7 protein-coding genes and 3 pseudogenes are annotated in these 8,095 nt (G+C 71.8%); 6 read left to right on the forward strand and 4 right to left on the reverse strand.

What is annotated here, in order from left to right; all coding sequences use genetic code 11:
- From AB0P35_RS40765 to aspA, 5 genes and pseudogenes are all read left to right on the forward strand, one after another.
- Positions 1 to 165 (forward strand): annotated as a pseudogene (locus AB0P35_RS40765) (MerR family transcriptional regulator); the annotation flags it as partial.
- A 384-nt stretch (positions 166 to 549) separates the two neighbouring features.
- On the forward strand, positions 550 to 1,227 hold the full coding sequence (locus tag AB0P35_RS40770; protein ID WP_095877747.1) for a FadR/GntR family transcriptional regulator: 678 nt from the start codon (positions 550 to 552) through the stop codon (positions 1,225 to 1,227).
- Entirely contained in the window at positions 1,224 to 2,663 is a 1,440-nt protein-coding gene (locus tag AB0P35_RS40775; protein WP_095877746.1) for an amino acid permease, read from the forward strand. The genes AB0P35_RS40770 and AB0P35_RS40775 overlap by 4 nt, the downstream gene beginning before the upstream one ends.
- Before the next feature lie 104 nt (positions 2,664 to 2,767).
- Positions 2,768 to 3,760: pseudogene (locus tag AB0P35_RS40780) on the forward strand (asparaginase); the annotation flags it as partial.
- Positions 3,761 to 3,838: 78 nt separating this feature from the next.
- Positions 3,839 to 5,248 carry an aspartate ammonia-lyase gene (gene aspA, locus AB0P35_RS40785; RefSeq protein ID WP_363521403.1) on the forward strand — a complete coding sequence of 470 codons (1,410 nt, stop codon included), beginning with the start codon at positions 3,839 to 3,841 and terminating at the stop codon, positions 5,246 to 5,248.
- 302 nt (positions 5,249 to 5,550) lie between these two features.
- Here the strand turns inward: aspA and AB0P35_RS40790 are convergent, their stop codons facing one another.
- From AB0P35_RS40790 to AB0P35_RS40805, 4 genes are all read right to left on the reverse strand, one after another.
- Positions 5,551 to 5,754, reverse strand: a complete 204-nt coding sequence (locus AB0P35_RS40790) for a hypothetical protein (RefSeq protein ID WP_363521396.1) — start codon at positions 5,752 to 5,754, stop codon at positions 5,551 to 5,553.
- Between the two features lie 18 nt (positions 5,755 to 5,772).
- Positions 5,773 to 6,030 carry an RlpA-like double-psi beta-barrel domain-containing protein gene (locus tag AB0P35_RS40795; RefSeq protein WP_257019591.1) on the reverse strand — a complete coding sequence of 86 codons (258 nt, stop codon included), beginning with the start codon at positions 6,028 to 6,030 and terminating at the stop codon, positions 5,773 to 5,775.
- Between the two features lie 753 nt (positions 6,031 to 6,783).
- The gene (locus AB0P35_RS40800) at positions 6,784 to 7,137 is read right to left on the reverse strand and encodes a hypothetical protein (protein WP_363521398.1); all 354 of its coding nucleotides are present in this window, start codon (positions 7,135 to 7,137) and stop codon (positions 6,784 to 6,786) included.
- Entirely contained in the window at positions 7,112 to 7,804 is a 693-nt protein-coding gene (locus AB0P35_RS40805) for a hypothetical protein (RefSeq protein ID WP_363521400.1), read from the reverse strand. Before AB0P35_RS40805 ends, AB0P35_RS40800 begins: the two co-directional genes overlap by 26 nt.
- Positions 7,805 to 7,913: 109 nt before the next feature.
- Here AB0P35_RS40805 and AB0P35_RS40810 point away from each other — a divergent pair.
- Positions 7,914 to 8,095 (forward strand): annotated as a pseudogene (locus AB0P35_RS40810) (Hsp20/alpha crystallin family protein); the annotation flags it as partial.

The following is an 8,095-nucleotide window of genomic DNA, read 5'->3' on the forward strand; positions in this document are numbered from 1 at the left end:
CAACTACGCATCGCCATGCGCGCCCGCGACCTCGTCGACCAGGGCACCCCCATCGAAGCCGCCTGCCGCATCGTCATCCTCGAAGACCAACTCGAAGAAGCCCTACGCCTCAACGAACAACTCCGCCGCTCCCGGCACGACCAGGAGCCCACCGCGGACACCTGACCGGACCGGCAACCTCCCCTGCAGCTGCTTCCAGCCGTACGGCCGCCCACCGCGGGGGGCCGGACGGGGGCGGACGACCTCGCGCTGCACGGCCTGGTCGCCTCGGGCGGCAGACTCCCGCCCGGCACGAGACGTGGCGGCTGGAGGGCACGGCCGGACTGGGCGCCGGGAGTGGTACTGGCGGGCCCGGGCACCTCGGTTTGCGCTCCCGTCATCCTCTTGGATCCTGCCGTCGAGCGGAGGACACGCCCGGGACGGAGCCCGCCCGGGAGTCGTCCTGCCGACGCCGGTGTCTTGACACCGCTGTGCCGCAACCTCCATGATCGCCCCGTGAACCTGTCAGACAGCCAGACAAGTGGTGCGGTCCCGCGGCGCGTCAGTGCGATGGAAGCGGTGTTCGGCCACCTGCGCAGCGCCATCGAGCGCGGTGAGTACGCCGTGGGGGACAAGCTCCCGTCCGAAGCCGAGCTGTGCCGGACCCTCGAGGTCAGCCGGCCGGTGCTGCGGGAGGCACTCCGAGCCCTGCAGGCGATGGGCCTGACCGTCTCCAAGACCGGCAAGGGCACTTTTGTCGTGGCGAACACGGTCGAGGACCCCACCTTCGGTGACTACGCCGCGAGCGACCTGCTCGAGGTGCGCCGCCACGTCGAGATCCCGGTCGCCGGCTACGCGGCGCTACGCCGCACCCCGGAGGACCTGGACCACCTGACCCACCTGCTCGACCGGATGGAGCGGGAGGCCGACACGACCGCATGGGTCGCGCTGGACACCGTCTTCCACCTGGCGGTGGCCGAGGCTTCCCGCAATCCGGTCTTCCGCCGGGTCATCGAGGAGATCCGAGACGCACTGGCGCGTCAGTCGACCTTCCTCAACGAGCTGGGCGGTCGGCGTGAGCAGTCCAACCGCGAGCACCGGGCGATCGTCGAGGCGCTGATCGACGGTTCCGAACACGACGCGGTCGAGGCCATGTCCCACCACCTCCACCGGGTCGAGACCACCCTCACCGACATCGTGCGCCCCAAGCGCACGGAGTCCCCCACGGAAGGCATACCCGAGGCGTGAGCGAGCAGTTCCTCAAGGACGAGAAGCGCCCCACGACCCGTCACGTCGATGCCGGGGACACCGGCTACAGCAAGTCCCTGAAACCCCGGCACGTCAACATGATCGCCATCGGCGGAGCGATCGGCACCGGCCTCTTCCTCGGCGCGGGCGGACGCCTCGCCGACGCCGGGCCCTCCCTGTTCGTCGCGTACGCCGTCTGCGGCGTCTTCGCGTTCCTCGTCGTGCGCGCGCTCGGCGAGCTCGTCCTGTACCGGCCGTCTTCCGGCGCCTTCGTGTCGTACGCCCGGGAGTTCCTGGGGGAGAAGGGCGCGTACACGGCGGGGTGGATGTACTTCCTCAACTGGGCCACCACCGGCATCGCCGACATCACCGCGGTGGCCACGTACACCCACTACTGGCAGCTGTTCTCCGAGGTCCCGCAGTGGGTGATCGCGCTCGTCGCCCTGGCCGTGGTGCTCACCGTGAACCTCATCTCGGTGCGGATCTTCGGTGAGCTGGAGTTCTGGTTCGCCATCGTGAAGGTGGGCGCGCTGCTGGTCTTCATGGGCATCGCGATCTTCCTGCTGGTCACCCGGCACCCGGTCGACGGTGCCGTACCCGGCCCCTCCCTGATCACCGACAACGGCGGCGTCTTCCCCAACGGCCTGATGCCGATGCTGCTGATCATCCAGGGCGTCGTCTTCGCCTACGCCTCGGTGGAACTCGTCGGCGTCACGGCCGGGGAGACCGAGAACCCCGAGGAGATCATGCCGAAGGCGATCAACTCGATCATGTGGCGCGTGGGTCTGTTCTACGTCGGCTCGGTCGTCCTCCTGTCGATGCTGTTGCCGTGGAACAGGTACGGCGCCGGCCAGAGCCCGTTCGTGACCGTGCTCTCCCACATCGGCGTCCCGGCGGCGGGCGGCGTGATGAACCTGGTCGTCCTCACCGCGGCCATGTCCTCGCTCAACTCGGGCCTCTACTCCACCGGCCGCATCCTGCGCTCCATGGCCGTCAACGGCTCCGCCCCGCGGTTCACCGCCCGTATGAGCCGCAGTCAGGTGCCGTACGGCGGCATTCTGCTCACCAGCGGCATCTGCGTCCTCGGCGTCGGCCTCAACTTCGTGGTCCCGGCCGATGCGTTCGAGATCGTGCTGAACTTCGCGGCGATCGGCATCCTCTCGACCTGGGGCATGATCATGGTCTGCCACCTCCTGTTCTGGCGGAAGACCCGCGACGGCGAACTGACCCGCCCCGGCTACCGCCTGCCCGGCTCCCCGTGGACCGAACTCGTGACCCTGGCCTTCCTCGCCTCGGTCCTGGTCCTCATGTACGCCGACGGCGGGGCCGCGCGCACCACCGTGCTGTGCGTGCCGCTGATCGCCGGAGCGCTGGTCGCCGGCTGGTACGCGATCCGCGCCCGCCTCGCGCGCGCCGCCGCCGCGACCGACGGCTGAGCCGGCGAGGCCGGGCACGACCGATCCGGCCGGGCACCCCTTCAGCCAGGCCGCCGCGTGCCCGCGACGCGGTCGGCAGCAACCAACCATCGAACGAGGCAGTGATGCACAGCAGTTTCCCCGCGGACGCGCCCGCGATCCGTGAACCCCTGCACGCACCCGTCGCCCACGTCACCCGAGGCGGTGTGGTCGAGGGCATCCACTACGGCTCCGTCGTCGTCCTCGGTGACGACGACGAGGTCAGGTTCCGCATCGGCGACATCGAGGCGGCCTGCTACCCGCGGTCGGCCCTCAAGCCCGTGCAGGCCGTCGCCATGGTGCGGGCCGGGCTTCCGCTCGACGGCGACCTGCTCTCCCTCGCGATGGGCAGCCACTCCGGTGAGGACCGCCACCTCGCCGGCACCCGCCGGATCCTCGAACTGGCCGGCCTCACCGAGGACGACCTGCGCAACGTCCCGGACCTGCCGTACGGTCAGGCCACCCGCGACGCCTGGGTGCGCGAGTGCCGCCCCCCATCCCGGCTCGCCCAGAACTGCTCCGGCAAGCACGCTGCGATGCTGTACCTCTGCACACTCAACGGCTGGCCGCTGGAGACCTACCTCGACCCGGCCCACCCGCTCCAGACGGCGATCGCCGAGGTCGTCGAGGAGCTCACCGGCCAGCGCATCGCGACCGTCACCGTCGACGGCTGCGGCTCCCCGCTGTTCTCGGTGTCCCTGCACGGCCTCGCCCGCGCCGCCGCCCGGATCGCCGCGGCGCCGCCGGGCACGGCCGAGCGCCGGGTGGCGGATGCGCTGCGCGGCCACCCGGAGATGGCCTCCGGTGCAGGGCGGGACGGGGCCGAGCTGATGCGCGCGGTGCCCGGGCTGCTCGCCAAGGACGGCTTCGAGGGCGTCCAGATCGCCGCACTGCCGGACGGCCGCGCCGTCGCCGTGAAGATTGCCGACGGGGCGAGCCGGGCGCGTGTTCCGGTCGCGGCCGCCGCCCTGGCGTGGGCGGGGGTCGACCCGCGGCTGCTGGCCGGTTTCGCCGGGGAGCCGATGACCGGCGGCGGCCGGACCGTCGGCGGAATCCGGCCGGTGGCGGCGCTGGACCCGCACACCGTGCTCACCCCCGCTCGACCCGAACCACGCCACGACCTCGCTCATCCAGCTCAGGAAGAGGACCCGCACGCCATGACCGCCGCCACCCGCAGCGAACACGACCTGCTCGGGGACCGGGACGTCCCCACCGACGCCTACTGGGGCGTCCACACCCTGCGCGCCACCGAGAACTTCCCCATCACGGGCACGCCGATCTCTGCCTATCCGCACCTGATCGACGCCCTGGCCGCCGTGAAGGAGGCCGCCGCCCTCGCCAACGAGGAACTCGGCCTGCTGGAGCCCGGGAAGGCCGCGGCGATCGTCGCCGCCTGCCGCGAGATCCGCGGCGGGAAGCTGCACGACCAGTTCGTCGTCGACGTCATCCAGGGCGGCGCCGGCACCTCGACCAACATGAACGCCAACGAGGTCGTGGCCAACCGGGCACTGGAGCTGCTGGGCCACGCCAGGGGCGAGTACCGGCACCTGCACCCCAACGAGGACGTCAACCTCGGCCAGTCCACCAACGACGTCTACCCGACCGCCGTCCGGATCGCGACCGTCTACGCGGTACACGGCCTGCTCGACGCGATGGCCGTCCTCCAGCAGGCCTTCGCCCGCAAGTCCGTCGAGTTCCGCGACGTGCTGAAGATGGGCCGCACCCAGCTGCAGGACGCCGTTCCGATGACGCTCGGGCAGGAGTTCTCCGCCTTCGCCGTCATGCTCGACGAGGACCGCAGCAGGTTGGCGGAGGCCGTCGAGCTGATCCACGAGATCAACCTCGGCGCGACGGCGATCGGCACGGGCCTCAACGCCCCCACCGGATATGCCGAGTCGGCCCGCCGCCACCTGGCCGACATCACCGGGCTGCCCCTGGTGACGGCGGCCAACCTGGTCGAAGCCACCCAGGACTGCGGCGCGTTCGTCCAGATGTCCGGGGTGCTCAAGCGCATCGCCGTCAAGCTGTCCAAGACCTGCAACGACCTGCGCCTGCTGTCTTCCGGCCCCCGCGCAGGCCTCGGTGAGATCAACCTGCCGCCGGTGCAGGCCGGTTCGAGCATCATGCCCGGCAAGGTCAACCCGGTGATCCCCGAGGTCGTCAACCAGGTCGCCTTCGAGGTGATCGGCAACGACGTCGCCGTCACCATGGCCGCCGAGGCCGGCCAACTCCAGCTCAACGCCTTCGAGCCGATCATCCTGCACTCGCTGTCGGAGTCCGTCACGCACCTGAGCGCGGCCTGCCTCACCCTCGCCGAGCGCTGCGTGGCCGGCATCACCGCCAACACCGAGGCCCTGCGCGCGACCGTCGAGAACTCCATCGGCCTGGTGACCGCCCTGAACCCGCACATCGGGTACACGGCCGCCACCGACATCGCCAAGGAGGCCCTCTCCAGCGGCCGGGGCGTGGCCGAACTCGTCCTGGAGAAGGGCCTGCTACCGGTCGAGACGCTCTCCTCCCTGCTGCGGCCCGAGGTGATCGCGGGAACCGGAGCCGCCCCGGCCTGACGACGGGTCGCCGCAGGCTTCCAGCCCGCGTACCGCTCACAAGGCAGTGGCAGAGCCCGCACGCGACCGCCCCGGAGTACCGGTGCCGCAACCTGCGACTCCCCGGTGGCTCCGGACTCGGCCGTCGCCGAGAAGGGGCCGATCGCCGCCCTGTCCGGCGATTCGTGAGCGGCGTCCGAGGCGGTACGGCAGGCCGGAATCCGAGCCTGTTGCGGGCGCCTGCTCATCCGCGCGGATGCCTTCGTTGGGTCCCCACAGGGGATCGCCGGCCCGCCCGCGCGGCCCGGTGGCCGGCGGCACGGTCAATGCCGGGCGAACTGGACTCCGGCCGGCTGGGCCACGCCCGGCCGCAACGCGATCCCGTCCACGGTCAGCCGTTCCCCGTAGATGTCGGTGACCCGAATCGGGTCCGCCGCACCCGCTGCCGTCGGGGAGCGGAAGTAGTTGTAGTCGGCGCGGGACAAGCGCCGCCAGCCGCCGCCGGCCCGGACTTCCAGCGCCGCCACCGGGTTCCGGTGGCCCAATCAGGGCAGTGGGCATCCGTTGACGATCCGCACGGTGATGCTCGCTCCGTTGGCGGTGAGGACGAGCGCGTACGACCCGCACGCCTTGGACGACTCGTAGTCGGTGTGGTTCATCGCGGCGATCATGAGATCGCCGGACGGGCCGTACAGGCAGGCGCCGTTGCCGTCGGCCGCGTCGTAGGAGGTCGCGACGCCCCGGTAGTTCGTCCCGGGCTTGATCCGTCCGGTCAGGGGCGCCGTGGTGGACGCCGTACGCACGCTCCGGGCCGCGGAGGGCGACGGAGTATCCGTGGCCGGTGCCGGCCGGGGGCTCGTGACCGATGGCCGAGCCGCTGACGGCGTGGCATCGGCAGGGGTGCCGGCGGTGGGCGGCGCCCTGATCGGTGGCTTCGACGGCTGCTGCGGCCGGCTGCCGGGAACCGCCTACGCTCCCCGGCAAGAGCGCGACGGCCAGCCACACCAGCACCCCGATCGCCCCCAGCGCCGACGGAATGCCCACGCCCAGCCCTCGCCCGCGCCACGCCTGCGGGACGGCGTGCTTCGGTGCCCTCATGTCCCGTCCAATCCGGAAGGTCGAGTCGACGTTGCACCACTCAGCGGCCGCGGAGGACGGGAAGGTTGCCGTTCCGGCCGCGACTTCTCCGTGCCACCGTGCGGCCGGCCCGACGGCCGAACGGCGCAGTCCCGCCGCACCGCCCGCGAGCCACCACGGTCAGGACCGGTCGCCGCACACCACACCACAGCCGTAGCCGCCCAGGTATACCCGGCCGTACACCTCGGGTCGCCAGCGACGATGTGGATGGCGCTGCCGCCGAACCGGTGCTGGTCGTCGTTGATCCGGACCCAACTCGAGCCGCCGTCGGTCGACCGGTACAGCTCGTCGGAGAGCCACCAGCGGTGCAGCGTGGTGCAGACGGTCGGGGTACTCGACGGTCTGCTGCTTTCCCACGGCCTGGAATCGCGCGTGCGACCGGGCGCGCGCTCCGCTGCGCCCCGCCGCGTGTCTCTCTGTCACGCGGGCACCCGGACGACCGCCTGGTGGCCGACTGCCGCGCCGCGTTGCGGTGTGTCCGGGCCGGTCGGTGAGTGCCGGTGGCCCGTTGCAGGTTGGCTCTCCGTGGGAGCTCGCTCCGGTTGCGGCGCGATGCCCGGAGGGTTCGCGGGCGTGGGGAAGACGCGTAGGGGCCAGGGCCCGTGGGCCAGGTCGTGGCGGAGGGCGTCGAGTCTGGTCAGGCAGGCGTCGATGGTGGCGATGGCGGTGCTGCTTTGTTCGCGGATGCGGCGTTCGATGGCGGCGAGCCGGTCTTCGATGTGCTGCCAGCGGTCTGCGGCGGTGGTGTCAGGTGCGTCGTTGGTCGCTGTCATGGCGGAGGCGGTCGGTGTGGCGGGTGAGGTCGTCGAGGCGGGCGGCGAGGTCGGGGTGGGTGGCGAGGTGGGGGCGCATGCCGGCGAGTGGCGCTATCAGGTCGGCCGGGTCGAGGGCGCCGAGGGCGGTGGTGAGCGCGGCCAATGCCGGACGGGCTGGGGGCGTGAGACCGGGGGCGGCGGTGATCTGGGCGGCGAGGACGCGTAGGTCGGCGCTGTTGTTGCGGGCCCAGGCGGTGACGGCGCGCTCGGCGGCCCGGTGGTCGCGCACGGCCTTGACGCGCTCCGCCCCGGTCGCGGCGTCTTCGGGTCTGCTGCCGGCGGGTCTGAGGCGGAGGTAGCGGTTCTCGGCGGCTTGGCGGCTGGCGACGCCCATGGGCTGGGCGAGGTCGGCCCAGGTGGCGCCGCCGGCGCGGGCGGCATCGACGAGGCCGGCTTCCCAGCCGGCGAGTTCGGTGCGCAGTTCGCGCAGCAGCACCAGTGCGGCCAGGGCGGGCTGCGGTCCCTCGTCCGGTGCGCCGGGGCCGGAGCCTGCGGTTGGGCCGGTGTTCTGGGCGGTGCGGACGGCGTCGTCGATGGCGGCGAGCGCGGCGGTGGCGGCGAGGAAGGACGCCGGTCCCGTCGGTTGGCCGCCGCCGGTGGCGGGCGGGTCGGGCCGTCTACCCATAGGTGTCACTCCTTCGGCGACTCAGGGGTTTGTCATCGGATGGATGACATGTTAGAACGGATTCAGGTGAAGCGCACTGGCACCCATCGATCAGTGGAGGTGTTTCGCGATGCTGATGCGCACTGACCCGTTCCGCGAGCTGGACCGTCTGACCCAGCAGTTCCTGGGCACGACCGGCACCTGGTCGCGGCCGGCCCCGATGCCGCTGGACGCCTGCCGTGTGGGCGACGAGTACGTGATCTGTTTCGACCTGCCGGGGGTGGACCCGGAGGCGATCGACATCGACGTCGA

The sequence above is a fragment of the Kitasatospora sp. NPDC085879 genome, from assembly GCF_040686255.1.
Lineage (GTDB): Bacteria > Actinomycetota > Actinomycetes > Streptomycetales > Streptomycetaceae > Kitasatospora.

What these genes read in the sequence shown, in the direction of transcription:
- aspA (WP_363521403.1), top strand. Translation starts at nt 3,839, where the DNA reads ATGACCGCCGCCACCCGCAGCGAACACGACCTGCTCGGGGACCGGGAC.
- AB0P35_RS40800 (WP_363521398.1), bottom strand. Translation starts at nt 7,137, where the DNA reads ATGACAGCGACCAACGACGCACCTGACACCACCGCCGCAGACCGCTGG.
- AB0P35_RS40805 (WP_363521400.1), bottom strand. Translation starts at nt 7,804, where the DNA reads ATGGGTAGACGGCCCGACCCGCCCGCCACCGGCGGCGGCCAACCGACG.
- AB0P35_RS40770 (WP_095877747.1), top strand. Translation starts at nt 550, where the DNA reads ATGGAAGCGGTGTTCGGCCACCTGCGCAGCGCCATCGAGCGCGGTGAG.